General features: G+C 72.3%; 23 protein-coding genes. 10 read left to right on the top strand and 13 right to left on the bottom strand.

From position 1 onward, the window contains the following. Window positions 1–160 precede the first annotated feature (160 nt). Window positions 161–940, bottom strand: a complete 780-nt coding sequence (locus ID574_RS35605) for an acyl-CoA thioesterase domain-containing protein (RefSeq protein ID WP_188193379.1) — start codon at window positions 938–940, stop codon at window positions 161–163. A 173-nt stretch (window positions 941–1113) separates the two neighbouring features. Further along, a complete protein-coding gene (locus ID574_RS35600) occupies window positions 1114–1467 on the bottom strand; it encodes a VOC family protein (RefSeq protein ID WP_188193378.1) in 354 nt (117 codons plus the stop codon). 103 nt (window positions 1468–1570) lie between these two features. Between ID574_RS35600 and ID574_RS35595 the strand changes: the two genes are divergently transcribed. The 4 genes from ID574_RS35595 to ID574_RS35580 all read left to right on the top strand — a co-directional run bounded on the left by ID574_RS35595 (window position 1571) and on the right by ID574_RS35580 (window position 4885). Next, window positions 1571–2473, top strand: a complete 903-nt coding sequence (locus ID574_RS35595) for a helix-turn-helix domain-containing protein (RefSeq protein ID WP_188193377.1) — start codon at window positions 1571–1573, stop codon at window positions 2471–2473. A 150-nt stretch (window positions 2474–2623) separates the two neighbouring features. Continuing rightward, a complete protein-coding gene (locus tag ID574_RS35590) occupies window positions 2624–3055 on the top strand; it encodes a type II toxin-antitoxin system PemK/MazF family toxin (RefSeq protein WP_188193376.1) in 432 nt (143 codons plus the stop codon). 36 nt (window positions 3056–3091) lie between these two features. Beyond that, window positions 3092–3277, top strand: a complete 186-nt coding sequence (locus ID574_RS35585) for a hypothetical protein (protein WP_188193375.1) — start codon at window positions 3092–3094, stop codon at window positions 3275–3277. Window positions 3278–3379: 102 nt separating this feature from the next. Continuing rightward, window positions 3380–4885 carry an NAD(P)/FAD-dependent oxidoreductase gene (locus ID574_RS35580; protein WP_188193374.1) on the top strand — a complete coding sequence of 502 codons (1506 nt, stop codon included), beginning with the start codon at window positions 3380–3382 and terminating at the stop codon, window positions 4883–4885. On the opposite strand, the gene ID574_RS35575 is transcribed toward ID574_RS35580, so the two are convergent. Genes ID574_RS35575 through ID574_RS35570 form a run of 3 tightly spaced genes read right to left on the bottom strand, consistent with a single transcriptional unit; the run spans window position 4854 to window position 7634 of the window. Beyond that, window positions 4854–6104, bottom strand: coding sequence for an NAD(P)/FAD-dependent oxidoreductase (locus ID574_RS35575; RefSeq protein ID WP_188193373.1), 1251 nt, complete (start codon window positions 6102–6104; stop codon window positions 4854–4856). The two genes, ID574_RS35580 and ID574_RS35575, sit on opposite strands and share 32 nt — an antisense overlap. Beyond that, complete coding sequence (locus ID574_RS61895) at window positions 6104–6235, bottom strand: hypothetical protein (RefSeq protein ID WP_262496088.1); 132 nt, start codon at window positions 6233–6235, stop codon at window positions 6104–6106. The genes ID574_RS35575 and ID574_RS61895 overlap by 1 nt, the downstream gene beginning before the upstream one ends. Window position 6236: 1 nt before the next feature. Then, a complete protein-coding gene (locus ID574_RS35570) occupies window positions 6237–7634 on the bottom strand; it encodes a sodium:solute symporter family protein (protein ID WP_188193372.1) in 1398 nt (465 codons plus the stop codon). A gap of 118 nt (window positions 7635–7752) precedes the next feature. Here ID574_RS35570 and ID574_RS35565 point away from each other — a divergent pair, with 118 nt between their 5' ends. Further along, entirely contained in the window at window positions 7753–8922 is a 1170-nt protein-coding gene (locus tag ID574_RS35565) for a CdaR family transcriptional regulator (protein WP_188193371.1), read from the top strand. Between the two features lie 56 nt (window positions 8923–8978). Next, the gene (locus tag ID574_RS35560) at window positions 8979–9671 is read left to right on the top strand and encodes a DUF3152 domain-containing protein (protein WP_223167401.1); all 693 of its coding nucleotides are present in this window, start codon (window positions 8979–8981) and stop codon (window positions 9669–9671) included. Here the strand turns inward: ID574_RS35560 and ID574_RS35555 are convergent. Further along, entirely contained in the window at window positions 9659–10231 is a 573-nt protein-coding gene (locus tag ID574_RS35555; protein WP_223167400.1) for a TetR/AcrR family transcriptional regulator, read from the bottom strand. The genes ID574_RS35560 and ID574_RS35555 overlap by 13 nt on opposite strands. A 108-nt stretch (window positions 10232–10339) precedes the next feature. Between ID574_RS35555 and ID574_RS35550 the strand changes: the two genes are divergently transcribed. Together ID574_RS35550 and ID574_RS35545 are read left to right on the top strand one after the other, a co-directional pair. Continuing rightward, complete coding sequence (locus tag ID574_RS35550; protein ID WP_188193370.1) at window positions 10340–11128, top strand: oxidoreductase; 789 nt, start codon at window positions 10340–10342, stop codon at window positions 11126–11128. A gap of 88 nt (window positions 11129–11216) precedes the next feature. After that, complete coding sequence (locus ID574_RS35545; RefSeq protein ID WP_188193369.1) at window positions 11217–12338, top strand: MBL fold metallo-hydrolase; 1122 nt, start codon at window positions 11217–11219, stop codon at window positions 12336–12338. Between the two features lie 435 nt (window positions 12339–12773). Here the strand turns inward: ID574_RS35545 and ID574_RS35540 are convergent, their stop codons facing one another. Next, entirely contained in the window at window positions 12774–14036 is a 1263-nt protein-coding gene (locus ID574_RS35540) for an RNA-guided endonuclease InsQ/TnpB family protein (protein WP_223167399.1), read from the bottom strand. A gap of 22 nt (window positions 14037–14058) precedes the next feature. Between ID574_RS35540 and tnpA the strand changes: the two genes are divergently transcribed. Next, window positions 14059–14475, top strand: a complete 417-nt coding sequence (gene tnpA, locus ID574_RS35535) for an IS200/IS605 family transposase (RefSeq protein WP_188193368.1) — start codon at window positions 14059–14061, stop codon at window positions 14473–14475. 536 nt (window positions 14476–15011) lie between these two features. Here the strand turns inward: tnpA and ID574_RS35530 are convergent. From ID574_RS35530 to ID574_RS35500, 6 genes are all read right to left on the bottom strand, one after another. Next, window positions 15012–17156, bottom strand: a complete 2145-nt coding sequence (locus ID574_RS35530) for a serine/threonine-protein kinase (protein WP_188193367.1) — start codon at window positions 17154–17156, stop codon at window positions 15012–15014. Between the two features lie 81 nt (window positions 17157–17237). Then, window positions 17238–18191, bottom strand: a complete 954-nt coding sequence (locus tag ID574_RS35525; RefSeq protein ID WP_188193366.1) for an ABC transporter permease — start codon at window positions 18189–18191, stop codon at window positions 17238–17240. Then, the gene (locus ID574_RS35520) at window positions 18188–19153 is read right to left on the bottom strand and encodes an ABC transporter permease (RefSeq protein ID WP_188193365.1); all 966 of its coding nucleotides are present in this window, start codon (window positions 19151–19153) and stop codon (window positions 18188–18190) included. Before ID574_RS35520 ends, ID574_RS35525 begins: the two co-directional genes overlap by 4 nt. Then, window positions 19146–21131 (bottom strand): sugar ABC transporter ATP-binding protein, encoded by a 1986-nt coding sequence (locus ID574_RS60415; RefSeq protein ID WP_223167398.1) that lies wholly within the window; start codon window positions 21129–21131, stop codon window positions 19146–19148. Before ID574_RS60415 ends, ID574_RS35520 begins: the two co-directional genes overlap by 8 nt. Beyond that, window positions 21118–22185, bottom strand: coding sequence for an ABC transporter substrate-binding protein (locus tag ID574_RS35505; RefSeq protein WP_188193364.1), 1068 nt, complete (start codon window positions 22183–22185; stop codon window positions 21118–21120). Before ID574_RS35505 ends, ID574_RS60415 begins: the two co-directional genes overlap by 14 nt. Window positions 22186–22243: 58 nt before the next feature. Further along, window positions 22244–24760: a PA14 domain-containing protein gene (locus tag ID574_RS35500; protein WP_223167397.1), complete on the bottom strand. Its 2517-nt coding sequence runs from the start codon at window positions 24758–24760 to the stop codon at window positions 22244–22246. 163 nt (window positions 24761–24923) lie between these two features. On the opposite strand from ID574_RS35500, the gene ID574_RS35495 reads away from it, so the two are divergent. Beyond that, entirely contained in the window at window positions 24924–25724 is an 801-nt protein-coding gene (locus ID574_RS35495; RefSeq protein ID WP_223167396.1) for a DeoR/GlpR family DNA-binding transcription regulator, read from the top strand. The last annotated feature ends 52 nt before the right edge of the window (window positions 25725–25776 follow it).

The raw sequence follows: 25776 nt of genomic DNA, 5'->3' as shown, positions 1-25776 counted from the left end.
CCTGCCAGGAGAGTGAGGATTGGGCCGGGCCTCGTCATGGTCTCCCGCTCTGGATCTCGTGTGCGCGTATGCCATTGCGTACGCACGGGGCATCCACGAGGTTCATCGAACCGGCGGACGGATTTCCAGGCGTCGCGTTCGCCGAGGCCCGCGGCAGGGGTCAGCGGCCGCCGATGCCGGCCGGGTTGGCCACCGCCGTCACCGTGCAGAAGCCGATCGGGCCCGTCGTGTCGTGCAGGGTGACCTGGCCGGTGGCGACGCCGGCCGCGTTGAGGTGTCCTGTGGCCTCGACGCCGATGACGTCGCCCTCCGGGAGCCGGGCGAGCGTCAGCGTGTAGTCGGCGTTGATGAAGCGCAGCCCGTCCGTTCCCGCGTTGCTGAGGGGGCTGGCGAAGTCGGCGGCCAGCGCCGCCCGCACGAACGGCGTCACCGGCTCCTCGTCCACCAGCGGGTGCGTCTCCCGCATCCATACCCGCCCCGGCCCGGGCGCGCCCCACTCGGTCATGCGCCACAGGTCGAACGGCGGCCTCCACCCGGCCCCCTCGGCCGGCGGCCCATCCGGCGCGGGCTCGTCCCAGGCAGGCGTGAGGAGGGTTTGCGTGCCGCCGGGCCGCTCGCCCTGCCGCAGCAGCACCGCGCTGGCCCGCCCGATCACGCCCTGCTCGGTGGAGAGGGTCGCGTCGGCGACCCGGATCCGGCGCCCATCCCTGACCAGGGCGGTCTCCACCGTGACGGGCAGCATCGGGCTGTTGCGGAACAGGTCGACGGTCAGCCGGGCGAAGTGCAGGCCCGGCTCGGAGTATCGCTCCTCGAGGGCGCGGGCGGCCAGGCCGCCGAGGAGGCGGCCGTGGAGCATGTCGGGGGACCAGGGGCCGCGGGCGTGCGGCGCGGGGACCAGTTCGCCGTGCTTCTGGGTGAAGAACGCTGTCGTGGACGGCACAGAATCAGATTCTAGAGGAGAGCGGGTGCCGCCCGATGGCGTGCGGCGGGCCCTCGTACGGCCACATCACGTGGGCCAGGCGGTTCGCGACCGGGGAAGACGCCCGCGGGCGCGGCCGTCTTCCCCGGCCACGGCCGGTCAGGAGGTGCGGCGGAGCGCCAGGCTCTGACCTGTCACGCGGCCATGATGCAGAAGGGGTGGCCCTGCGGGTCGATGAGCACGGTCCAGTCGTCGCCGCCCGGCTGGAGGCCGGGGACGGTGGCGCCCAGCGCGGCCAGTTCCTTCTTGGCCGTCTCGACGTCGGGGACCTTGAACTCCAGGTGCACGTGCTTGCCGTCGTTCGGCCAGCCGGGGCCCTGGTAGCCGTCGATGCGCTGGAAGGCCAGCGAGACCGGGCCTCCTTCGAGGCCGACGAAGTCGGCGTCGCCGTCGGTGACCCGCCAGCCGGTCGCCTTGGCGTAGAAGGCCGCCAGGGCGGCGGGGTCGGCGCAGTCGATCACTATGGAGGTGAGCGTTGTCGTCGTCATGCCGCCAGCCTGCCGGTGGCGGTGCGGCCCGGTCTTGAACATCCTTGCGGCGGACGTCCGCGGGGGCCGGGAACTGTCGTAGCGCGGGCGTAGCGTGCGGTGCGTGCGCTCCTCCGTGCTTCTCGCCACCGGCCCCGGGTTCGTCGTCGATGCCGTGACCTGCGTCGACCACCACCGCGGATGGTCGCCTCCCGAGGTGGAGTCCCGCTACCGGGTGGTGCTGGTGCGCCGTGGGACGTTCCGGCGGAAGGCCGACGGCCGGTCGGCGGTCGCCGACCCGGCGATGGCCTATCTGGCGGTGCCGGGCGAGGAGGAGCACTTCGCGCATCCGGCGGGCGGCGACATGTGCACCTCGCTGTCCCTGTCGCCCAAGCTGTGGCGCACCCTGACCGGCGACCGCATGGGGCCGGTCCGCTCCACGGTGTACGTGGACGCCCGCCTCGAGCTCGCCCACCGCCGCCTCCTCGCGGCCGCGCGGGACGGCGACGTCGCCCACGGGGTGGCCGAGTCCCTGCTGCCCATCGTCGGCGCCGCCGCGGCCCGCGCCGCCCACACCTCTCCCCCGGCGGCCGCCGCCACGCGGAGCGGTGCGGCGTCCATCACCGACGCCGCGAGGGAGGCCATCTCGGCCGATCATCCGTCGGCCGGTGGGCTGCTGTCGCTGGCGGAGTTCCTAGGGGTGTCGCCCTACCAGCTGAGCAGGGCGTTCACCCGCGAGCTCGGCGTCTCACTCACTCATTACCGCAACCGCGTGCGCGTGGGCCGGGCGCTCGACCGGCTGGAGGCGGGGGAGCCGAGCCTGGCGGTGCTGGCCGCCGACCTGGGGTTCGCCGACCAGGCACATCTGACCCGTACGATCCGCCGCCACGTCGGCCACACGCCCACGGCCCTGCGCCGCCTGCTCGCCCCCGAGATCCGTGACCCCGCGCCCCTGGACCGGCACCATGGCCCGCACGCCGGCCCGCACGCCGCCGTTGGGCACGGCCGGTCAAGGTCGGCCCGGTAGGCGCGCCCGGGGGTCAAGGTCCGGCGCGGTAAGCGCGGCGGGGCAGTGCCCGGGCCGCGGGTCCCGCGGCGCCTGCAGCACGCTCTGGGAAGATGCGGGATGGGATCGAAGTCCTGGATTTCCGGCCGAGGCCGGCCGTAAGCTCCAGCAATGCGCGATCTAGGTGAGGACCCCCGGCCGGTCCGGGGTGCGGTACGCGAGATCCATCGCCTCAACGGGCCCGCCACCCTGGCCTACTCCCCCGACCTCGACGGCCTGGCCGACCCGGGGGAGATCGTCTGGGCCTGGGTGCCGTACGAGGAGGACCCTTCCCGGGGCAAGGACCGCCCCCTGCTGGTCGTGGGCCGCACAGGGCGCAGGCTGCTGGGCATGATGTTGTCCAGCAAGGGCGACGACGGGCCCGACTGGCTGCGGCTCGGCGCGTGGGGACAGGACGGCCGGGTGTCGTACGTACGGCTGGATCGGGTCTTCGTGCTGGACGAGGACGACATCCGGCGGGAGGGCGCGGTGCTGGACGCCGACCGCTTCGCCCGGGTGGCGGCCCGGCTCATGAAGTCGCACGGCTGGGCCGTCGGCCGGTAGCCGGCCTTCCAGGACGGCCTCACGCATCCGCGATCCATGCATGGCCGGCTGCACGATCCCGACGACCCGGCTCCGTCCTCGGCCGCGATCGCCGTCTCCCTCGGGCACTGCTCCCCTGCCGTGCGCGCCGCCGTCGAGCGGATCGTGGACGCGCCGAGAGAGCACCTGTGGCGCAAGCTCGCCATCGTCCTCGACGGCATCGCGGCCCGCCGACCCGTGTGACACCCTTCCGCCGCAGGCCCGGGGCGGGGCGCCGCGGGAAACGCGCCCGTGGGTGGGTCCCGGTCATCGGCCCAGGTCACCCGGCCTGGGATCATTGACCTCATGCGTGTTGTGGTGATCGGAAGCGGCATCGTCGGAGCGAGCGCGGCCTACTACCTGAGCGGCCGGGGCGCGGCCGTGACCGTGGTGGACGGCGGGTATCACGGCGAGGCGACGCAGGCGGGGGCGGGCATCGTGTGCCCGTGGGTCGACCATCCCGAGGACGACGCCTGGTACCGGCTCACCCGCGAAGGCGCCCGCCACTACCCGGAGCTGGTGGAGGAGCTGGGCGAGGACATCGGGTACGCCAAGGTCGGCGCGCTGCTGGTGGCCGAGGACCCGGCCGACCTGGAGCCGGTGCGCGCCCTGCTGCGCCGCCGCTACCCCGGCGCGCCGGAGATGGGCGACGTCACGGACGTGGCGGCTCCGGCCGAGTTGTTCCCGCCGCTGTCCGACACGCTGAGCGCGCTCCTGGTGCCGGGCGCGGCGCGCGTGGACGGCTGCTCGGTGCGCGACGCGCTGCTGCGCGCCGCCGTCGCCCGGGGCGCCGAGGTCCGTACGGGCGCCGCAACGCTCACTGCGGACGGGCAGGTGTACGTGTACGCCCTGGCCGACCCGCCACGCTCGCAGAACGCACCAGCCGAAACGCCGCCTCAGGCCGACGCCGGCACATCACCCGCTCAAGCCGGATCCGGCACCTCACCCGCTCAGGCGGCGGAGGGTGAGCGGTCGCGCCCGGCGGCTCCGTCCCAGGGCGAGCGCGGGGTGAGCGGCGCGACCACGTCCTGGCGCCAGGCCACTCCCCTCCCGCCCACATCCCCCCCACCCCCCACCGGAACCACACCGCCGACCGCCGGCGCACCGCGGGAGGGCGCACCACCGCTTCCCACAAGCCCCACGCCACTGCCGCAGGGCGCCACAGCATCGCCGCAGGGCCCCACGCCACCGGCGGACGTCACATCGTCCAACGCCACCACACCACCCCCTGCCATCGCCCCGCCGCCGGCGACCGGGGCGGCGCGGCGGTTCGACCGTGAGGGGGTTCGGATCGACGCCGACATGGTGATCGTCGCGGCCGGGGCGTGGACGGGTGAGGTGTGCCGGCCGCTGGGGGTGGAGTTGCCGGTGTTCCCGAGGCGGGGTCAGATCGTGCACGCCACCCTGGAGGGCGTGGACACGGCGTGGTGGCCGATCGTACTGCCCAGCGCCGGCCCGTACCTGCTGGGCTTCCCCGACTCGCGGGTGGTGATCGGCGCGACCGTCGAGGACGTGGGGTTCGCGCCGCGCGTCACCATGGGCGGCCTGGCGGAGGTGATCGAGGCGGGGCTGCGGATCGCGCCGGGCCTGTTCGGGGCGACGGTGACGGAGGCGCGGGTGGGCCTGCGCCCGGTCTACGCCCCCGGTCACGCGCTCATCGGCCCGGTGACCGACCGCGTCGTCGTGGCGACGGGCCTGAGCGCGTACGGCCTGACCGCGGGCCCGTTCACCGGCGAGATCGCCGCCGCGCTCGCGCTCGGCGAGGAGCCGCCCCTCGACATCACCCCCTACGCGCCGCCGACCGGCGCGTGAGCGAGAAGGGCTCCAGGACGGGCGGAACCGGCCCGCCCAGCACCAGCGGGGCGAGGTGCTCGGCCGTGCCCGGGGCGAGGGTCAGGCCCAGCATGCCGTGCCCGGTCGCCGCGTACACCCCCTCGCGCCCTGGTACCGGCCCGATCAGCGGCAGGCTGTCGGGCGTGGCGGGGCGCAGCCCGTAACCGACCCGGGCCCGGGAGGGACGCCAGTCGCGCAGGTACGGGAGCGCCATCCGCACCACGTGCCGCATGCGGCGGGGGACCGGCGGCCGGGGACCCGCGGCCAGCTCGAACATGCCGGCCACCCGCACCTCGCCGTCGAACGGCGAGATCGCCACGTTGTCCTCCAGCAGCTTGAGCGCGTGCCGCGGCCGCGTGCCCGTCCCGGCCGAGGTGAGGCTGTAGCCCGCCCCGGGCAGCAGCGGCACCGGCACGCCGAGGCCGGCGAGCAGATCCGCGCTCCACACCCCGGCCGTGATCACGACCCGGTCGGCCTCCAGGGCCCCGCGCGCGGTCGCGACCCGCCAGCGGCCGTGGCCCGAGCGTTCGACGCCGAGCACGGGCGCGTCCCGCCTGATCTCGACGCCCCGTTCGCCCGCGGCCGTCGCGAGGGCGTCGAGCAGCTGCTCGGGGCGGACGTGCAGCTCGTCGCCCGCGTGCACGGCTCCGGCGACCCGCTCCCCCAGCGCGGGCTCCAGCGCCCGCGCCCGCGCGCCGTCGAGGGTCGTGACCGGCCCGGTGTAGCCGGCCGCCCGCGCGTCCTCGACGAGCTCGGCCGCCTCCGCCACGCCGTGCGGGGATCGGGCCGCGATCAGCAGCCCGGTCCTGTGCAGCTCGAACGGATGCGTACGGCACAGCTTCTCGAACCCGGCCACCGCGGGCACTCCCAGCTCCAGCAGCGCCCGCGAGCCGTCCCGGTGGGCGCGGGCGGAGCCGCTGCGCAGGAAGGCCAGCGCCCAGCGGGGCAACGCGGGCGAGAGCGCGGGGCGTACCGCGAACGAGGCCCGGCCGCGCGCCAGCCTCTCGGCCGCGCGGAGCAGGACGCCGGGCCCGGACAGCGGCGCCGACAGCAGCGGCACGACCCAGCCCGCGCTGACCGGCGCGGCGACGCCGGCCGGCGTCCCGCGGTCGGCCACCACCACCTCGGCCCCGGCCGCGGCGAGCTCCATCGCGATCCACAGCCCGACGACCCCGCCGCCCGCGACGACGATCCGCACTACGCCTCCTCCCGATCCTCGGAGGGGGCTCGCACGACCTCGGTGACGTAGAAGCGGAAGCCCAGCCAGCCCACGTAGAGCGTGGTGATGATCAGGATGATCGGCACACCGTAGAGGAGAAGTCCGTACATGTCAGGCCACCTCGGCAAACTTGGGTTCGGCGGGTTTGCGGACCGCGACGACGAGAGTGAAGATCAACGCGTTGGCCGCGACGCCGGCCATGAGGCCCGTGACCCCGTACGGCTCGCCGAGCACCCACGTCCACACGGCCGTGACGAGCCCGCCCCCGACGATCGCGGCGAGCGCGGCCGGTTTGTTGCGCACACCGAACAACACGGCCGCGAGCAGCGGGATGATCACCGTCGGCGCCCAGAGCGCGTAGCTGTACAGGAGCGCGTCCACGATCGACGGCACGCTGACCGCGAACACCGTGGCGGCCGCCCCGACGACCAGGCTGAGCGCGCGTTCCAGCCAGAGCCGTCGCCGGGCGGTCAGGGACGGCTCGATGAAGGGCTGGTAGATGTCCTTGACGAAGACGACGGCCGTCGAGTTGAGGTACGAGCTGGCGGTGGACATCACCACGGCGAGCAGGGCGGCGACGACGAGCCCGACGACCCCGACCGGCACGAGCCTCATCACGACCGTCGGGAGCGCCTGGTCGGGCGCGATGCCGGGGAACAGGACCAGCGCCACGAGCCCGATGCTGGCGGTCACGAAGAAGAATCCGAACGCGAAGACCCCGGAGATCACGAACCCCTTGCGGGCGTGCGCGGAGTCGGGCGTGGAGAAGGTGCGCTGGGTGTAGGGCGGCACCAGCGTCTCCCCCAGCAGGAACGCCAGGAAGACGCCGAGGAACGCGACCAGCCCGTAGTCGCCGAGGACGCTCGTGTGCAGGTCCGGCAGCCGGGCGAGCATGGCGTCCGCGCCGCCCGCCTTGTACACCCCGATGATGAGCGTCACGGGCAGGAACACGCCGAGGAAGACGAACTGCAGCATGTCCGTCTGGATCACGGCCCACGCGCCGCCGAACGTGGAGTAGAGGATCACCACCCCCATCCCGATGAGGATGGACGGCACGGTGGGCAGGTCGATGGTGGCGTTCACGACGGTGCCGATGGCCAGGGCCTGCGCCCCGAGGATGCCGGCGCACAGCGCCAGCGACAGCACGCCGGTCAGCAGCCGGGCGGCGCGGCCGTAGTGGTGCTCCATGACGTCGCCGACGGTGTGCGCCCCGGGGTAGCGTTTCAGCCGCGGCGCCACGAACGCCCCCACCAGCAGCGTCTGGATGGCGAAGGCGAAGAACGCGAACATGTACACGTAGCCCTCTTTGAACACCGTGGCCGCGTTACCGAGCGACGCGCCGCCGCCGAGGAACGACGCGGCCAGGCTGCCGAAGAAGACCGGCCAGATGATCCGGTTCCCCGCCACCGCAAAGTCGTCGGGCGTCTTGATGCGCCGCATGGTCTGGATCCCGATGATGATCAGGGCTGCGAAGTACAGCGCGAGCATCGCCCAGTCGAGTGCCGTCATGGGCCGCCTCCTCGAGGAGAATGTTGCCCGCCACGGTAAGGATCCGGACGCGGGGCGTCACCGTACGAACCGTACGAGACTCTTGCCCGATGCCAGGGCTATGTTGTCTGATTCGTACATGCTCGCCCCATCGCTGGCGCAGGAGATCGCGAGCGACACCAGCGCGGTCATCGGTTTCAACGTGCTCATCACCGACGAGCACGGCGTCGTCATCGGCAGCGGCGACACCCGGCGCGTGGGCACCTTCCACGAGGCGTCGGTCGAGGTGGTGCGGACGCGGCGCCCGGCCTGGCACGGCTCGGCGCAGGCGCACGAGCTGCGCGGGGTGCGGCCGGGCATCACGCTGCCGCTGGTGGTCGACGGCGAGGCGGTCGGCACGGTCGGCATCACCGGGTCGCCGTCGCGCGTGCGCAGGTTCGGGCTGGTGGTGCGCCGGCAGATCGAGATCCTGCTCAAGGAGTCCGTGGCGCTGCGTTCGGGGCTGCTGCGCGAGCGGGCGGTCGAGGACCTCTGCCGCGACCTGGCCGCCTTCGACCCCGGCGTGGTCGAGGCCGACCACCTGCTGTCGCGGGCCCGCGAGCTCGGCTACGACCTGCGGATCCCGCGGACGGCGGTGCTCGCGGACGCGCCGGGGGCGCGGGTGCGGACGTTGCAGGAGATGTTCGGCGACGCGCAGGACATCGTGGCCGCGCTCGGCTCGGGCAGGTTCGCGATCCTGCGCGTGACGAGCGGGTCCGCGGACGCGACCGCGCCGAAGGCGGGCGGCACCGCGCCGAAGGCGGGCGGCACCGTGCCGGAGGTGGACGGCACCGCGCCGAAGGCGGGCGGCACCGTGCCGGAGGTGGACGGGGCCGTGCTCGGCGTGGGCGGGGTCGCGCGGTCCGTGCCGGAGTTGCGCGACTCCTACCACGACGCGGCCGACGCTCTCCGGCTCGGCCGGCTGGTCCATCCGGGGGCGCGGGTGCACCTCATCGACGACCTGCGGGTGCACCAGACGCTGGCGGCGGCGGGCGGCCGGGCGCGGGCGCGCCTGCGCGACGCCGCGCTGGGCGGCCTGCGCGAGGAGCGCGACTGGCCGGTGCTGCGCGAGTCGATCATCGCCTGGTGCGAGCACGGCGCCAGCCTGGTCAGGGCGGCCGAGGCGCTGCACGTGCACCGCAACACGCTGGTCTACCGGCTGGCCAAGGTGCCCGGCCTGCGCGAGCGCACGCAGGCCCTCTATCTGGCGTGTGTGGCCGACCTGCTGGACGAGCGCCTGGCTTCGGGCCACCCCAGTGGAAAAGCGTGACGAGCAGGAACGTATAGTCAGATACCTCCCCACCGAGATCTCGTGGGGAGGACGCGTTGCCAAAGCTCGCACTGCTGCTCATGCTGGTCATGATCGCCGCGGGATGCGCCGCGGAACCGCCCGCGCCGCCGCAGTCGCAACAGTCGCCGCCCTCGTCGGTCGTGCCCGACCCGCCCGTCGCGCCCGAGCCGGACCGGCCGCGGGCGCGGGTCCCTCGCGCGGCCTCGGGCAAGTACGCGGTCGTGCGCGGCTCCTCCCCCGCCAGGCGCGGCCGGGGTCCCGTGGTCCGGTATGTGGTGGAGGTGGAGCGCGGCCTGCCGTTCGACCCGCGCGCGTTCGCGGCCGAGGTGCACCGCATACTCAACGACGTGCGCGGCTGGGCGCGGTTCCGGCGCGTGGACCGCGGGCCGGTGCCGGTGCGCGTCGCCCTGTCGAGTCCCCGCCTGACCGTCCGCCAGTGCCGCCCGCTGCACACCCGCGGCCGGCTGTCGTGCTGGAACGGCCGGCGCTCGGTCATCAACGCCCTGCGCTGGTCGCGGGGCGTGCCGCATTTCGACGGCGACCTGGCCGCGTACCGGGGCTACCTGATCGGCCACGAGGTCGGTCACGGCCTGGGCCACCGCCACCGGCACTGCCCCGCCCCCGGGCGGCTCGCCCCGGTCATGATGCAGCAGTCGAAGTCACTGGGGCCCTGCCGCCCGAACCCCTGGCCCCACCCCCATCGCGCCGAACCCGATCAGAGACCCTGACCGGTGCCGACGCCGCGCAGCAGTGTGTCGACCACGCGCGCGGCGAGGGCGTCGGGGTCGCCGTCGCGGCTCTGGGCCGCCTCGTGGATCAGCGCGTAGTAGACCTGCCTGGCCCAGCCGGGATCCACGTCCGCGCGCAGCACCCCCGTCGCCTGCGCCCGGCTGAAGAGCCGGTCGCAGCGCTCCCGCACGTCCGCGTGCACCCTGGCCACCTCGGGGTCGGACGACAGCGCCAGGCTCATGGCGAACCCCCAGTCGAGCTTGACCCGCAGCACACTGGCCGTGACCTGGTAGAGCGCGACCAACGGCGGCGTGGTGTCGGGATTGGCGGAGTCGACGGCCTCGGCGAAGCGGCGGGTGGCCCACGCCGCCATCGCGTCCACCAGCGCCTCCCGGGAGGCGAAGCGCCGGTGCACGGTCGTGCGCGCCACGCCTGCGGCCTCGGCGATCTGCTCCATGCTGGCCGCCGGATTCCTGCTCAGCACGCGCTCGGCCGCCTCCAGGATCGTCCGCACCGTCCGCGCCGCATCGGCCCGCATGGCCCGTGTCGTCTCACTCACCCTCACAGGGTACGGCAAAGTCGCGGTTCTCTTTCTACTTGCATCATCATTGTTGCAAGTTCTAGGGTTATGGCATCTCGGCTGACGCAACTCATTTCAGGAGGACCCATGGACATGCGGCTCAGCGGCAAGACGGCCGTGGTCACCGGCGCGAGCAGGGGCCTGGGCCTGGCGATCGTCCAGGCGCTGACCGGCGAGGGGATGCGGGTGGTCGCCGCCTCGCGGACGACCCCGCCCGCGCTGAAGGAGACCGGGGCCATCGCGGTGGCGGCCGACCTGTCCACCGCGCACGGCCCCGGCGAGGTGATCGATCGGGCGCTGGCCGAGCTCGGGGAGATCGACCTGCTGGTCAACAACGCCGGCGGCGGCGACGGGGGTGAGGGCCAGGTCGGGGGGTTCCTCGGCTTCGACGACGACCTGTGGCGCCAGACGTACGACCTCAACCTCTTCAGCGCCGTGCGCGTCACCAGGGCCGCCCTGCCCAGCCTCGTCCGGCGCCGCGGCACGGTGATCAACATCTCCTCCATCGGCGCCCGGATGCCGCACGGCGGCCCGACGCCGTACACGACGGCCAAGGCGGCGCTGACCGCCTTCGGCAAGGCGCTGGCGGAGGAGTTCGGCCCTCAGGGGGTGCGCGTCAACACGATCTCGCCCGGCGTCGTCCGCACCTCGCTGTGGGTGGGCCCTGGCAGCTACGGCGCCGCGGTCGCGGCCGCGCACGGCATGGATCACGAGCGATTCCTCGAGGCTCTGCCGGCCGCCTCCGGCATGACGACCGGCAGGCTCATCGAACCGGAAGAGATCGCCTCGCTGGTGACCTGGCTGGCCTCGCCGCACGCCGCGAGCGTCATGGGCGCCGACTTCGTCGTCGACGGCGGCGCCATCAAAGCAGTTTGACCTATCGCGATATATCGTAGGCACTGGAACACCGGGGGCTCTTCGCCCGGTTGAGCGGAGTGGACAGACTTTCAGGGGAGTGTGGGCGATGGCAGGAATGCGGACGGCACGGCGGATCCTCGCGGGCGGCGTGGCCCTCGCCGCGGCCGGCTGGGCGCTGCGCGAGGTGCCGGCCGAGCTGGGCGTGCGGCCTCTGCGCTCGGGCCCGGACCGGGTGGCGCGGATGCGCCGCTCGCCGCAGTTCAAGGACGGCACCTTCTTCAACCCCATGCCCGAGCCGACCACGTTGATGACCGCGCCGCCCGTGGGCCTGCTCGGCGAGCTGACCAAGAACAAGGAGCAGCGCCGCCCCGCCGGCCCCGTGCCGCTGCGCGTGCCGCCGTCCGATCCGCCGCCCGCCGACGGCGTGCGGGCCGTCTGGTACGGTCACGCCTCCACGCTGGTGGAGATCGAGGGCAAGCGCGTGCTGTTCGACCCGGTGTGGAGCAGGCGCCCCTCGCCCTCGCAGCTCGTCGGCCCCAAGCGGCACCACCCGGTGCCCGTGGAGCTTCGCGAGCTGCCGCCGGTCGACGCGATCGTGATCTCCCACGACCACTACGACCACCTCGACATGGCGACCGTGCGGTCGCTGACCGGGACGCAGAGGGCGCCGTTCCTGGTGCCGCTGGGCATCGGGGCGCACCTGGAGCGGTGGGGCGTTCCCGCGTTCCGGATCATCGAGCTCGACTGGGAGGAGGAGGCCGAGGTGGCGGGGCTGCGGTTCGTCGCCACGGCGGCCCGGCACTTCTCAGGGCGGGCGCTCACCCGCAACGACACGCTGTGGGGGTCCTGGGTGGTGGCCGGGGCCGGCAAGCGGGTGTTCTACGCGGGCGACTCCGGCTACTTCGAGGGATACCGGGGCATCGGGTCGGCGCACGGGCCGTTCGACCTGACGCTGATGCCGATCGGCGCGTACAGCCCTGCCTGGCCGGACATCCACATGAACCCGGAGGAGGCCGTCAACGCCCATCTCGACCTCGGGGGCTCGCTGCTGCTGCCGGTGCACTGGGCGACGTTCACGCTGGCCCTGCACCCGTGGGCGGAGCCGGTGGAGCGACTGTGGCGCGAGGCCAAGGCCCGGGACGTCAAGATCGTCGTGCCGCGTCCCGGCGAGGCCGTGGACACCACCGCCGCTCCGGCGGTCGAGGGCTGGTGGGAGACCCTAGCTTGATCCCGGAGCGGACCCTGGGCTGATGCCGCCGCAGACCTTGGCCTGATCCCGCGGCAGACCTTGGCCTGATCCCGCGGCGGGCCAGCTCCCGCCGCGTGGATCCTTCGGGTGGGTGGCGGCGAAGTCGACGCGGAAGCCGTACCTGGCAGGCGGTCGCGTACGTCGGCCTCGAACGGGTTGAGCGCCGTCCCGCCGGAGGCGTCGCGCCGGGGCGCCGCCCCGGCGTACTCCAGGTAGTCGGCCAGCAGCCGGACGCCCGCCTTGGTGACGCGGGCGGGGTCTACGTCGTGGCTGGAGAACGAACTGACCAGGGTGAGCCGGTGCTGGGGCGGGTGGCGGCCACGTTCAGCCGCCGCTCGCTCGCCGCAGCGGGCCCCATTGTTGACGCGCTCCCCAGGCTGAAGGCCCGGGGATTCGGCCTGCGCTCCCGCGTACTCATGCGGCGGCACTCCCGTGGCTTCCTGCTTCGCCGACCGCGCCCTTCCGCCGGCGCGGACGCGCGGGCGGCTTGGTCTTACCGGTCTCCACAGGCGTTTTACGTCTCCGCTTCCCGCCCATCTCAGGCGCGGGTTTCCGTCCAGCGGCGACGATGCGACGTCCTTCGTTGCGGACGTTGATCGCGGCGTTGATGTCGCGGTCGTGGACCGCCCCACACGGGCACGCCCATTCCCGCACCCGCAGCGGCATGCTGTCGGCGACCGCCCCGCAGACCGAGCACAGCTTTGACGACGGGAAGAACCGGTCGACGCGTGCGAACGTCCTGCCATACCGCTTGGCCTTGTACTCCAGCATGTCGGTGAACGCCGACCACCCGGCATCGTGCACGCTCCTGGCCTGCCGAGTGCGCGCCAGCCCCTTCACCGCCAGGTCCTCCACGTACACCGCTTGATTCTCGCGGATGATCTCCGTGGAGAGCTGGTGGTGGAACTCGCGACGCGCGTCGGCGACCTTCGCATGCTGCCGGGCGACCTTCAGGCGGGCCTTGGCCCGGTTCGCCGAGCCCTTCTCCTTCCTCGACAGCGCCTTGTTCAGGCGCTTGAGCTTCTTCTCCGCCCGGCGCAGGAACCGGGGCGAGTCGATCTTCCGGCCATCGGACAGCACCGCGAAGTGACCGAGCCCCAGATCGATCCCCACCTCGCCGCCAGTGTCGGGCAGCGGCTCGGACTTTACCTCGACCACCAGCGAGGCGAAGTATCGGCCCGCAGCGTCCTTGATCACCGTGACCGAGGAGGGTTCGGCGGGCAGGTTCCGCGACCAGCGCACCGCGACATCCCTGATCTTCGGCAACCGCAGCCGCCCGCCCGGGGTGATGGCGAAGCGGGCGTCCTTGGTGAACCGGATCGCCTGCCTGGTGTCCTTGCGGGACCGGAAACGCGGCGGCCCCAGCTTGGGCCCCTTGCGCCGGCCTGCGAGGGAGTCGAAGAAGTTGCGGAACGCGGTGGTCCAGTCGGCCAGGGCCTGTTGCAGCACGACCGCGGACACCTCGGCCAGCCAGGCCCGCTCCGGGGTCTTCTTCGCTGCCGTGATGACCCGGACGGACAGGTCGGTGTCGGTGATGAACGGTTCGCCGTTCTGGTGCGCCTGGTTGCGGAGGGCGAGGGCGTCGTTGAACACCACCCGGGCACACCCGAACGCCTTGGCCGGCGCGATCCGCTGGGCAGGTGTCGGGTCGATCCGGTAGGAGCAACGAGGCTGCACACGATCATTCTAGCATTGGTCTATGGCCGATTATGGAGATATCAGAACCGGCAGGCACTGCGTTTTCGTGCTACACGCCCACTTGGTTTTCGTGACCAAGTTCCGGCATCCCGTTTTCAGCGGAACCCATCTGGAACGCCTGGAGCAGATCATGCGTGATGTGTGCGCCGATTTCGAGACCGAACTGGCCGAGTTCAACGGCGGGGCCAACCACGTCCACCTGCTGGTGAACTTCCCGCCCAAGATCGCCCTGTCCCGGCTCGTCAACAGCCTCAAGGGCGTGTCCTCCCGCAGGATGCGCCAGGAATTCCCGGAGTTGGCCCGCCACTACTACCGGGCGAACAAGCTGTGGTCCGGCTCCTACTTCGCCGGCTCGGTCGGCGGCGCCCCCATCAGCGTCCTGCGCCAGTACATCGAACAGCAGAACCGGTCGGTCTGAGCCGCCAAGACGCCGGTCCGCCTGGCGTCGCATCAGCTTTCCTTGCCCCGCTACGCGGGAAAGTCCGCTTCACCTCCGATCTCAAGGCCGGAGCACTGCGGACGATCTGGGTAGCGCATGCGCCCGTCGCGGTGCTCGCCGTACCCGATGGTGAGGATGATCGCGTCGCGCTCGTCGCCCTGGACGCGTTCTTGACGAAGACGGCGAAGAAGTCCTCCAGTTCGGGATGCTCAGCCAGCGCCTCCCTGAGCGCCTGGTCGATGCGTTCGGCGTGACGCATGCCGAACGCGATCAGGGCGAGCGACTCGCCCGGGCGCGCAGGCAACGTCTCTTCGGCCCTGGCGCGGCCTTGCACGCGCTTGACCCCGCAGCCCTCTCTGCCGCCGCTGGAGGGCCTCGGTCACGCGCCCGCCCTCGTCATGGAGTCGCTCGGCGGGGTCCACGCCCGCCACCGCCGCCCGTCCCCTGCGGGAGGGCGCGGAGATCGCCGTCGATGGCGATGACGCGGTGCCGCCGGATCTCGGGTTCGGGCTTCGTCAGTTGCGGTGCGTGTAGGTGTAGACGATGTCGAAGTTGGCGGCGTCGGAGGGAATGTCCACCAGCAGGCGCACGACCTTGCCGGTGAAGTCGATGACCTGCATCTGGCTCTTGCCGGGCGCGTTCTGCACCCAGCAGACCAGGTGGTCGTCGTCGAACCAGGTCGCCGGCCCCGAGCAGCTCGATGCGACGCGCCTCAGCTCGGCGCCGGACCGGGAGTCGTAGACGCAGCTGTTGCCGCTGTCCAGCCCCGGGCAGTCGGTGACGAACTTCTCGCCGCTCGGTGAGAACAGGTAGTTGGCGTAACCGGTGCCCACGTTGGGGATGCGGCGCACGCGCCTGCCGTCGGTGTCGAAGAAGCGCAGGGCTTGCTGGAAGGCTTCGGTCGACAGGACGACCACGCCGCTGTCGTCCTGGTCGAAGCCGTACCTGACGTTCTTGAGCGAGCCCTCTCTGAGCGAGACGACGTCGGCGGTGCGCGCGGCGACGTCCACGATGGCGAAACCGGTGGACTGCCAGTCGTCTTTGACGGAGTTGCCGATGTCGACCAGCAGGCGGGTGCTGTCGCGCGACCAGGCCTCCACGGACCCGATGAGCGGCTCCTTCGAGGTCCGCACCGAGAAGCGCTCGCCCGTCGTCCTGTCGGTGATTTCCACGGTGTCGTAGCCGTCGGTGAAGTTCTTGCCGCGCTGGGCCAGGTAGCGGCCGTCGGGCGAGACGATGCTCTCGAACATGTCCGGATATTTCCTGAACGGTCCGGTGAGGGAGTCGCGCGAGTAGTACACCCAGTCCTTGGTCTTGGGGTCCCTGACCATGAACGTGGTGATCCTGATCGGGTCGGCCGGGCTCTCGTGCAGGGTGGCGTCGGTGTCGGGAAGCTTCACCGTGCTCAGGTTCGCGGTCGGGACCGGGGAGGGCGTGGGCGACGGCGTGGCGGCCTGGGTGGCCGGCGTGCCCGTGGGCCGGGCCTGCGGCTTGATGGGCAGGTTGAGGACCGAGACGACGACGATGGCGATGGCGGCGACCAGGGCCACGGCGGCCACGCTCGCCCCGATCACCCAGCCCCGCTTCTTGCGGGGCGGCTGTTGCGGTACGCCATACGGCCCGACCTGCTGGTACGCGGCCGGCGCGAAGGCGGGCTGACCGGTGAACGGCTGGGGCCCCGAGTGCGACGGCGAGCCCTGGGGCGCGGCCCCCGGAGGCGACCAGGCCGCCGGCCCGGGGCCGGGCGGCAGGGGCGAAGCGGGTGGCGGGGATCCGGGCGGCTGCCACGGGGCCTGTGCGCCCCCGCCCGCGATGGCGGCCGCCTGCTGGAGTTCATCCGGATTCGAGGTGGCCGGGTGCTCGAGGAGGCGCAGGATCACCTGTTCGGCGGTCGGGCGCCGCGCCGGATCCTTGGCGAGGCACGCGGCCACGACCTCGCGCATCGGCCCGCTCACCCCGGCCAGGTCGGGCTCGGTGTGGAGGACGCGCTGAATGATCGCCGGCACGTTGCCGGCCTCGAACGGCCCTGTGCCGCAGGCCGCGAACGCCATCGTGCTCGCCCACGCGAACATGTCGGACGCCGGGCCGGCCGGGTGGCCGAGGATCTGCTCGGGCGCCATGAACGCCGGGGTGCCCACCGGCGAGGTGGTGATCGTCGAGGTGGCGTCGAGCGCCCTGGCGATGCCGAAGTCGATCACGCGCGGGCCCTCGCCGCCGAGCAGCACGTTGGTGGGGCTGAAGTCGCGGTGCACGATCCCTGCCTGGTGGATCGCGGCGAGCGCGGTGGCGGTGCCGATGGCCAGCCGGTACAGCGCCGTCTCCGAGCGCGGCCCCTCCCGGGAGACCGCCTGGTGCAGGGACGGCCCGTCCACGTACTCGCTGACGATGAAGGGACGGTCCTCGTGCACGCCGGTGGCCAGCACCCTCGCGGTGCAGAACGGCGCCACCCGCTGGGAGGCCGCCGCCTCGCGGGCGAAGCGCTCCGCCGCCACCGCGTCGCCCGCCAGGTGCGGGTGCAGCCACTTGACGGCCACCTGTCGCCCCTGGCCGTCGGCGCCCAGGTAGACCACGCCCTGCCCGCCTTCTCCCAGTCGTCCCCAGATCTCGAAACCTCCGAGTGCCGGGGGATCTCCTGGCCTGAGTTCACCTATCGACGGCATAGCGGGATTATGAGCGCGTAATCTTGCAAATCGCTTTCATGTTTCATGATCGATGTGCCCTCCGGGAGGACACATCGCGCGTCAGGTCAGCCGTTGCGCCTTGCTCAGCAGCCGCTGCGCCACCACGACGAGCGCCAGGAACACCCCGCTCACGACTTGCTGGAACGCCGACGTCAGGCTGCCCACCTGGTTGATGAGGCTCTGGATGACGCCGAGCAGCAGCACCCCGGCGACCGTGCCGGTGATCCCGCCCGCTCCCCCGGTCAGCAGGGTGCCGCCGATCACCACGGCGGCGATGGCGTCCAGTTCGAGCCCGATGCCCAGGATCGTCACGCCGGATGACAGGCGGGCCGCGTTCAGGGCCCCAGCCAGCCCGGCCAGCAGCCCGGACATGACGTACACGTACACCTTCGTCCGGGCGACCGGCACGCCCATGAGGGCGGCGGCCTGCTCGTTCCCGCCGACGGCGTAGACGTTCTGGCCGAAACCGGTCCGTTGCAGCAGCACCATCGCGGCCACCGCCAGGGCGGCGGTGACGTACACGGGGTAGGACAGGCCGAACACCGCGCCCTGGCCCAGCACGGCGAAGGCGGGGTCCTTCACGAGGTACGTGGTCGCGCCCTCGTCCGAGATCGCCAGCATCAGCCCCCGGACGCCGAGCAGGCCGGCCAGGGTGACGATGAACGGCGCCATCCCCGTCCTGGCGATCACCAGCCCCTGGAGCAGGCCGACCGCCCCGCACACCGCCAGCGGCAGCAGCAGCGCCACGGCGAGGCCGTACTGGGAGCCGTAGGCCGCCAGCACGCCGCCCAGCACGAACAGCGACCCCACCGACAGGTCGATCCCGCCGCTGATGATGACGAACGTCATCCCGATCGCGATGATCGCCAGGAACGACGAGGACACCACGACGCTGGCCGCGTTCCCCGGCGTGGCGAAGGAGTCGAACGCCAGGCTGCCGACGATCACCAGCACGCCCAGCACCATGAGCGCGCCGTGCTGCTGGAGCACCCGGCTCACCTGTTCGCGGTTCATCGGCGCTCCCTGGTGGCGTAGACGGCGGCCAGGATGATGACCGCCTGGACCATCTGGGTCCACGACTGCGGCAGGTTGTGCTTGATCAGCGTGGCCGAGAGCAACTGCATGAGCAGCGCCCCCATGACCGTGCTGAGGACCCGGATGCGGCCGCCGGTCAGCGGGGTGCCGCCGACCACGACGGCGGTGATCGCCGACAGCTCGATGAACAGGCCGAGCGAGGTCGGGTCGCTGGCCTGCAGGCGGGCCGTGGCCAGCACCCCGGCCAGCGCCGCCAGCAGGCCGGAGATCACGTAGACGGTCAGGAGCACGCGTTTGACCGGCAGGCCGGACAGCTCACTGGCCGTCCGGTTGCCGCCGATCGCCACCACCTGCCGTCCGAACGTGGTCCGCCGCACCACGAACAGCACGATCACCGTCAGCGCCGCAGCGATGAGCACGATCACCGGGATCCCGGCCACCGAACTGCTGCCCAGCGCGATCAGGTCGGGGTTGCGGAACTCGACGAGCTGGGGCACCAGCACGTTCGCCAGCCCGCGCACGCCGACCAGCAGCGCCAGGGTGGCCACGATGGGCTGCACCCCGACGTACGCGACCAGCGCCCCGCCCGCCGCGCCGACGACCGCCCCGCCGAGCACGGCCACGATCAGCGCGGGCAGCCAGCCGTATCCCAGGTACATCACCACTAGGGCGGCGGCCAGCGCCATCACCGAGCCGACCGACAGGTCGATGCCCTGGGTGCCGATCACCAGCGCCATCCCGAGCGCGACGATCACGATGGGGGTGACCTGGACGAGCTGGGTGCGGAAGTTGGCCGCGTCCAGGAAGTGCGGCGTGAACAGCACGTTGAACAGCAGCAGCACCAGCACGGCCGCGTATACGCCGTAGTCCTGCACCCAGGCGAACACGCGCGGTTTGAGCACCGCGACGCGGGCCTGGGTCCGTGCGGTCAGCTCAGCCATCGGACTGCTCCGCGATCGTCGCCATGATCCTCTCCTCGGTCACCTCGTCGCCCGACAGCTCCCCGACGACCGCGCCCTCGCGCAGCACCAGGATCCTGTCGGCGCCCTCGACGAGCTCCTCCAGGTCGGAGGAGATCAGCAGCACGCCCAGGCCCTCCTCCGCCAACTCGTCGATCAGCGCCTGCACCTCCGCCTTGGCGCCGACGTCGATGCCTCGGGTGGGCTCGTCCAGCAGCAGCGCCCTGGGGCGCACGGCCAGCCAGCGGGCCAGCAGCACCTTCTGCTGGTTGCCGCCGGACAGCTCGGACACCGGCTGGTGCGGGGACGCGGCCTTGATCCTCAGCCTCCGCATGAAGATCTCCACCACCCGGTCGATCTTCGTGTCCGACACGACGCCTGCCCTGCCGAGGGACGGGAGGGCGGCGAGGGCGATGTTCTCGCGTACGGACAGGGCCGGGATGATGCCCTCGGCCTTGCGGTCCTCGGGCAGCAGGCTGACCCCCGCCCTGATCGCCGCCGCGGTGGAGCCCTTGGGGAGGGGCGCCCCGGCCACCAGCACCTGCCCGCCGTCCAGCGGCAACGCGCCGACGATGGCCTTGGCCGTCTCGGTACGCCCCGCCCCCAGCAGCCCGCCCAGCCCGACCACCTCGCCGGGCCGGATGTCCACGTCCACGGCACTGAGCACGTGCCGCCGGGTGAGCCCTCGCGCCTGGACAACGGGCGCCCGGCCCTCGACGGCGCCGTGCTCCGCCGCCCCACCCCCAGCCTCGACGGCCCCGGTCGTGGAGGCGTCTGTTGAAGCCCCCCCGAGGGGACCGGCACCATGCTCACCGGCCCCGGCACCGCCGCCCGCCTCGCCACCAGGTGATGCGACCGCGACGCCCGCCTCGGTGCTGACGCCGCCGCGGGGACGGGCCGCCGCAGCGCCGCCGCCCGGCGCGACCACCGTGCCATCGGACACACCCGCGGCGCCCTCACCCGGCTCGCCGCCCAGGGCGACGCGAGCCGGTGCGACCGCGGAGACGGCGTCATCCCGCTCGCCACCGCCGTCCACGGCCCCCAATGTGCCGCCGCGGGAGGAGGCGCCGCCGCTCGGGGTGGGGGTGTTCGCCTCCGGTGCATCACCCCGGTGGATGCCGAGCCCCTGTGCGCCGACCCGCGCAGCCGCCGCCGCGCCGTCCGTGGGGCGGTGGCGGATGCGGGAGAAGCGGGTGAGGCCGCGGGTGCGGACGTCGGACAGGTCGCGGCCGAGCATGAGCGAGATGAGCCGGAGCCGGTCGAGCTCGGCGAGCCGGCCCGTGTGGGCCAGGCGGCCGTCACGGAGAACGGTCACCTGGTCGCACACCTGGTACAGCTCGTCCAGCCGGTGGCTGACGTACAGGACGGCGATCCCCGCGTCCCGCAGCCGCCTGATCACCCCGAACAGCGTCTCGACCTCGCGCGGCTCCAGCGACGACGTCGGCTCGTCCATGACGACCACCCGGGCCTCCACGGACACGGCCCGCGCCAGGGCGACCATCTGCTGGGCGCCCACGCCGAGCGTGCGCAGCGGCCGCCGGACGTCGGCCGCCACGCCGTACCCCGCCAGCACGCGCGAGGCCTCCTCGTACATCGCGGCCGTGTCGATCACGCCGAGGCGTCCGCGCGGCTCGCGCCCGAGCAGCAGGTTGCGGGCCACGCTCATCATCGGGACGAGGTTGACCTCCTGGTAGATGGTGGAGATGCCGGCGCGCTGCGCGTCCATGGGCGTGGCGAAGGCGGCGGGGGCGCCCCGGTAGCGCAGCTCGCCGCCGTCCGGCCGGTACACCCCGGTGAAGACCTTGATCAGCGTGGATTTGCCGGCGCCGTTCTCCCCCACGAGGGCGTGCACCTCGCCCGGGCGCAGAGCGAGGGACACGCCGTCGAGGGCGAGTACGCCGGGGAAGCGCTTGCTGATCCCCCGGGCCTCCAGCATCGGCTCCACGTCAGTACGCCTCACCGAGGGAGTCCTTGGCGTTGCTCGTGTCGTAGTCGCGGTCGGAGATGATCACCTTGTCCGGGATGGGCTGTCCGTCCAGGAACTTCTGGGCGGTCTCGAAGGCGAGCGGCCCGAAGCGCGGGTTGGACTCGATGACCGCGTGCAGCCAGCCGTCCACGATGCCCTGCACGGCGCTGCGGGTCCCGTCCACGGACACGATCTTGATGTCGCCCGGCTCCTTGCCTGCGCCCTTCAACGCGGTGACCGCGCCGAGCGCCATCTCGTCGTTCTCGGCGTAGATGCCGTTGATGTCGGGGTTGGACTGGATGAGCTGCTCGGTGACCTGCTGTCCCTTCTCGCGGGCGAACTCACCGGTCTGCTCGAACGAGATCGTGATGCCCGGCGCCTTCTCCTTGACGCGGTCCTTGAAGCCGTTCGTGCGCTCGGTGGTGACGTTGTTGCCGGGCGCGCCGAGCAGGATGGCGACCTTGCCCTTGCCGCCGAGGGCCTCGATCATCCGGTCGGCGGCGCGCTTGCCCTGCTCGTAGAAGTCGGAGCCGATGAACGTCAGGTAGTCGCTGCACGCCTTGGCGTTGATCTTCCGGTCGACCGTGATGATCGGGATCTTCTTGGCGGCCGCCTGCTGCAGGACCGGCTCCCAGCCGTCGGAGTTGAGCGGGGCGATGACGAGCAGCTGCGCGCCTTGGGCGATGAGCTGCTGGACGTCGGTGATCTGCTTGGAGAACTGCGACTGCGCGTTGGTGACCTTGAGGTTGGCGATGCCGAGCTTGGCGGCCTCGTCCTTGATGGACTTGGTCTCCGCGATGCGGAACGGGTTGGCCTCCTTCTCCGACTGGGAGAAGCCGACCGTGGCGGTCTTGAGGTCGAACTTCGCGCCGCCGAACTGCTGGAGCGTGCACGTCGGCCCGGCGCTGCCCGACGGGCTCTGGACGACCTGCTGACCGGCGGTGCTCGTGGCCGCGGGCGCGCTCTGCGGCTCCTCCGCCTTGGCGCAGGCCGCGGCGGTCAGGAGGACGGCCAGCGCCAATGCGGCCGTCCGGATCTGGGGGGTCATGGCGGTTCCTTTCCTACCAGGTGCGCGCCCGGGCCGCAGGGGCCCGGGCGCGCGGCATTCAGGAGCAGGTCGGGTTGATGGCGGAGGTGAGGGAGGTGTTCGCGTCGCGGACGCGCTTCACTTCCGGCTTCGTGATCGCCCGGTCGTACGTGAGCAGGCCGTTGAGCTCGGTCTCCACGTCGGTGGTCTGGGTGTAGATGGCCGCGCTGAGCTGGTCGCAGGCGTGCAGCCGCTTCAGCTGGTCGATCATCGCGACGTACCGGGTGGTCAGCGCCTCGGGGTCGGGCTCGACCGCGTAGCCCCAGCCGCCGCCCGACCAGGTGTGGCCGACGACGGGCAGGCCGAGGCCGCCGTACTCGCCGATCACGTTGGCGCGGGTGCCGGTGGGCTTGCCGGGGTTGCCGGGCCCCGGGTAGATGTGGAAGTCCTTGACGTCGCCGTTGCCGCCGTCCACGGCGCCGCAGCAGTTGATCCCGCTCATGTTGTTCACCAGGCGCGAGGGGTCCCAGCTCTTGACGAGGTCGGCGATGCGGGCCTGGTCGTACTGGCCCCAGCCCTCGTTGAACGGCACCCACATGACGATCGACGGGCTGCTGCGGTGCTGGTCGACCATCTCGCGCAGCTCGGCCTCGAACTGCGGCCGGTCGGTGGTGCGGAAGGCCGACGGCATGTCCTGCCAGACGAGCAGGCCGAGCTTGTCGGCGTGGTGGTACCAGCGGTCGGATTCGACCTTGACGTGCTTGCGCACGGTGTTGAAGCCGAGCGCCTTGGTCTGCTCCAGGTCGTAGCGCAGGGCCTCGTCGGTCGGCGGGGTGTAGATGCCGTCCGGCCAGAAGCCCTGGTCGAGGGGGCCGAGCTGGAAGACGGGCTTGCCGTTGAGCAGGATCCGGTTGGCGGCGACCGAGACGGAGCGCATCCCGAAGTACGACTCGACCCGGTCCAGCCCGCGCAGGACGGTCAGGTCGTAGAGGAACGGATTGTCGGGCGACCACAGCTTGGGGTTGCGCACCGGGAGCCTGAGCTCCTTGCCGACCTGTCCGGTGACCATGCCGACCACGCGGTGGCCGTCTTTGGCGACGACGGTGGTCAGGCCGGGCGAGCCGTGGACGGTCACGTACAGGGCCTGGCCCCGCACGTCGGGCTCGGTGTCGACGCGGTCGATCCGCTCCCTGGGCACGGGCTCCATCCAGACCGTCTGCCAGATGCCGGACACGGAGGTGTACCAGATGCCGCTCGGGTCGAGCCGCTGCTTGCCGATGGGCTGCGCGCCGTTGTCGGTGGGGTCGGCGACGCCGACGATGAGCTCCTGCCTGCCGGTGGGCTTGAGCGCGTCGGTGACGTCCACGGTGATGCGGTCGTAGCCGCCCTTGTGCGTGCCGACCTGCTTGCCGTTGACGTAGATCACGGCCTCCCAGTCGACCGCGTCCAGGTGCAGCAGCGTCCGCTGGGACCGCCAGGTGAGCGGCACCTCGAACGTACGGCGGTACCACATGCGCTCCTCGTGCCGGCCGATGCCGGACAGCTGCGACTCGACCGGGTACGGCACGACGATGCGCTCGGGCAGGTCGCGGCCGACCGGCGCGGCCTCGCCCGCCTTGGCCGGGGCGAACTGCCAGGTGCCGTTGAGGCTGCGCCAGCGGTCCCTGACGAGCTGCGGGCGCGGGTACTCGGGCAGCGGGTTGGCCGGGTCCATGTCGTCGGCGAACGTGCTGCGCAGCACGTAGGCCGAGGCGTTGACCACGTACGCGTACGGGTAGGCGGCCAGCGCGCTCCCGTCGGTGTGCGTGATGCCGCCGGAGCCGTCGTAGGCGGCGCGGACGGTGTTGCCGGCCTTGGCCGGGACCGGGTGCTTGAGCTTGAGCTCGACCGTCTGCGGGGTCTTCAGGGTCGCGGCGGCCACGGGCCACCGGGCGCCGCCGACCGTGAGGGCGAGCTTGCCGGCGGCGTCCGCCGGGAGCGGGTTGAGCGGCTCGGCGAACGTCAGCGTCGCCACGTCACCGGCCTGGTTCAGCCGGGCGTCGGCCGGCCCGTGCGGCTCGAAGCCCGCGGGCGGCGTGAACGCCTCCATGGGCACGACGGCCTTCGGCTGGCTCGGGCTCTGCCAGCGCAGCCGCAGGTGGGCGCCGCCGAAGTGCTCGAAGTACTCGACCTTGACGTCGTACTCGCGGCCCGCCTCGAGGGTGATCGGGGTGCCGACCTGCTCGCGGTCCCAGTCGTCCACCCAGTGGTCGATGATCGGCCTGCCGTCGATCCAGAGGCGGAAGCCGTTGTCGCCGATCATGGAGAACGTGTAGGTCTCGGAGTACTTCGCCTGGATCTGCCCGGTCCACCGGACGGTGACGTCGTCCTCCCTGCCGGTCAGCAGCCTGAACACCGGGTTGAGGTCGGTCAGCTCCAGGTTGGGATCGATGATGCTCGCCTTCAGCTCGGCGAAGTCGAATCTCCCCGCCCCTGAGGCGAGGTAGTAGTCGCCGCGCAGCCCGTTGCGCTCCGCCGGGGCGGCGGAGGCGGGGGACGGCGTCTGCCATAACAGCGACATCAGTACGGCCAGGAGCAACGCTAGGGGCTTACGCACGGGGGGTCCTTTCGCAACGCGGCCGATCAGGTTCGAACAGCCTTTGACCCTGACTTGCTCCCAAATAAGCACCACCGGAGCGATGTGGTCAAGATTCCCGATCAGATTCGTTCGCGTTCGGTCAGAGCTGAACCCACTTCTCTGGTTCGACTATGATCGTGCCGTGAGCGACACGCAGAGCGACGCGCGCAGGCCCGTGTTCGCCGCGGAGCGCCGGCAGCGCATCCTGGAGCTGGTGCGTGCCAACGGCGCCGTGTCGCTGCGCGAGCTCGCCCAGGCCGTCCACTCCTCCGAGGTCACCGTCCGCCGCGACCTGCGCGCGCTCGAGTCCGAGGGCCTGCTCAACCGCCACCACGGCGGCGCCACGCTGCCCGGCGAGCTGTCCCGCGAGGCCGGCTACGCCCACAAGGTCTCCCTGGAGTCGGCCGAGAAGGCCGCCATCGCCGACCTGGCCGCCGCGCTCGTCGAGGACGGCGACGCGATCGTGATCGGCCCCGGCACCACCACGCAGGAGTTCGCCCGCCGCCTCACCAGGCATTCCGAGCTGGCCGTGGTGACCAACTCGCTGCTGGTGGCCCAGGTGCTGGCCGGCTCGCCGCGGGTCGAGGTGATGCTGACCGGCGGCACGCTGCGCGGCTCCATCCTCGCCCTGGTCGGCAGCGCCGCCGAGCACTCGCTGGCCGGGCTGCGGGTGCGCAGGGCGTTCATCTCGGGCAACGGCCTGTCCGCCGAGCGCGGGCTCTCGACGCCCAACATGCAGGTCGCCGGCGTCGACCGGGCGCTGGCCGCGGCGGCCGAGGAGGTCGTGGTGCTGGCCGACCACACCAAGATCGGCGTGGACACGATGGTGCAGACGGTCCCGCCCGACCGGATCGACCACCTCGTCACCGACGACGCCGCGCCCCGCGACGTGCTCGACGAGCTGAGCGGCCGGGGCGTGCGCCTCCACGTCGCCCAGTTCTGATCGAATGTGACAATTCCGTTACTGGAATGTTTCCTCTCTCGGCTCTTCCTCC

The sequence above is a fragment of the Nonomuraea sp. SYSU D8015 genome (genome assembly GCF_008065375.1).
Lineage (GTDB): Bacteria > Actinomycetota > Actinomycetes > Streptosporangiales > Streptosporangiaceae > Nonomuraea.
Note: the sequence above shows the minus strand (reverse complement) of the source record. Positions and strands in the feature narration are given on the sequence as shown.

What these genes read in the sequence shown, in the direction of transcription:
- ID574_RS35530 (WP_188193367.1), bottom strand. Translation starts at nt 17,156, where the DNA reads ATGCCGTCGATAGGTGAACTCAGGCCAGGAGATCCCCCGGCACTCGGA.
- tnpA (WP_188193368.1), top strand. Translation starts at nt 14,059, where the DNA reads ATGGCCGATTATGGAGATATCAGAACCGGCAGGCACTGCGTTTTCGTG.
- ID574_RS35580 (WP_188193374.1), top strand. Translation starts at nt 3,380, where the DNA reads ATGCGTGTTGTGGTGATCGGAAGCGGCATCGTCGGAGCGAGCGCGGCC.
- ID574_RS35525 (WP_188193366.1), bottom strand. Translation starts at nt 18,191, where the DNA reads ATGAACCGCGAACAGGTGAGCCGGGTGCTCCAGCAGCACGGCGCGCTC.
- ID574_RS35550 (WP_188193370.1), top strand. Translation starts at nt 10,340, where the DNA reads ATGGACATGCGGCTCAGCGGCAAGACGGCCGTGGTCACCGGCGCGAGC.
- ID574_RS35600 (WP_188193378.1), bottom strand. Translation starts at nt 1,467, where the DNA reads ATGACGACGACAACGCTCACCTCCATAGTGATCGACTGCGCCGACCCC.
- ID574_RS61895 (WP_262496088.1), bottom strand. Translation starts at nt 6,235, where the DNA reads ATGTACGGACTTCTCCTCTACGGTGTGCCGATCATCCTGATCATCACC.
- ID574_RS35520 (WP_188193365.1), bottom strand. Translation starts at nt 19,153, where the DNA reads ATGGCTGAGCTGACCGCACGGACCCAGGCCCGCGTCGCGGTGCTCAAA.
- ID574_RS35585 (WP_188193375.1), top strand. Translation starts at nt 3,092, where the DNA reads ATGCATGGCCGGCTGCACGATCCCGACGACCCGGCTCCGTCCTCGGCC.
- ID574_RS35570 (WP_188193372.1), bottom strand. Translation starts at nt 7,634, where the DNA reads ATGACGGCACTCGACTGGGCGATGCTCGCGCTGTACTTCGCAGCCCTG.
- ID574_RS35590 (WP_188193376.1), top strand. Translation starts at nt 2,624, where the DNA reads ATGCGCGATCTAGGTGAGGACCCCCGGCCGGTCCGGGGTGCGGTACGC.
- ID574_RS35545 (WP_188193369.1), top strand. Translation starts at nt 11,217, where the DNA reads ATGGCAGGAATGCGGACGGCACGGCGGATCCTCGCGGGCGGCGTGGCC.
- ID574_RS35565 (WP_188193371.1), top strand. Translation starts at nt 7,753, where the DNA reads ATGCTCGCCCCATCGCTGGCGCAGGAGATCGCGAGCGACACCAGCGCG.
- ID574_RS35505 (WP_188193364.1), bottom strand. Translation starts at nt 22,185, where the DNA reads ATGACCCCCCAGATCCGGACGGCCGCATTGGCGCTGGCCGTCCTCCTG.